The following is a 934-nucleotide window of genomic DNA, read 5'->3' on the forward strand; positions in this document are numbered from 1 at the left end:
AAAGACGAATTCGGTCAAATGGCATCTTTAATAAATGAAAACATAAGCAAGATAGAATCAGCCAAACTCTCTGAAAACGACTTTATAAAAGAGGCAAATACATTTGTAGATAGTATCAAATCAGGAGACTTTAGGGCAACTCTTAACGCTCAAACGTCAAACCCTGCATTAAATCAATTAAAACATACATTTAAAGAGCTTCAAGAGGCTTTAAAAGATAATATTGCCAAAAACGGTATAGAGCTTATAAACCTTCTTGATAAATTTAAAAATCAAGACTTTACCGCTAGACTTGATGATAACGGTAAGATGGCGGCAGGAGTAAACGGACTTGGTGAAGAGATATCAAACATGCTTCGTGCAAATTTGTCTCAGGCTGAAAATTTAAGACAAAAGGCTCAAGCACTATCTGAATACATGAACGAACTAACAAGCGGAGCTAACCAGCAAGCAAATTCACTTCAAGAAAGTGCAGCAGCGGTAGAACAGATGAGCTCGTCAATGTCTGCCATATCTCAAAAGACACAAGATGTAATAAGACAAAGTGAAGAGATAAAAAACATAATAGTAATAATAAGAGATATAGCAGATCAAACAAACTTACTAGCATTAAATGCAGCTATAGAAGCAGCCAGAGCAGGAGAGCACGGAAGAGGCTTTGCCGTAGTTGCCGATGAAGTAAGAAAACTAGCTGAAAGAACTCAAAAATCATTAGGTGAGATAGAAGCTAATACAAATGTACTCGCTCAAAGCATAAACGAGATGAGTGAATCTATAAAAGAGCAAGCTGACGGAATAAACATGATAAATCAATCGGTTGCCAATATAGATGATCTAACCAGACAAAACGTAATAGTAGCCAATAAGACAAATGAAGTAACAGCTGAAGTTGATAGTATGGCTAAAGATATAGCGGATGATGTTAAGAGGAAGA

General features: G+C 36.3%; 1 protein-coding gene. It reads left to right on the forward strand.

The window, feature by feature from the left end; genetic code table 11:
* On the forward strand, nucleotides 1–934 hold a 934-nt coding region (locus CDOM16188_RS11065), incomplete at both ends, for a methyl-accepting chemotaxis protein (protein ID WP_253908199.1).

Origin of the sequence: Campylobacter sp. RM16188 (assembly GCF_012978795.1) — a bacterium.
GTDB lineage: Bacteria > Campylobacterota > Campylobacteria > Campylobacterales > Campylobacteraceae > Campylobacter_A > Campylobacter_A canis.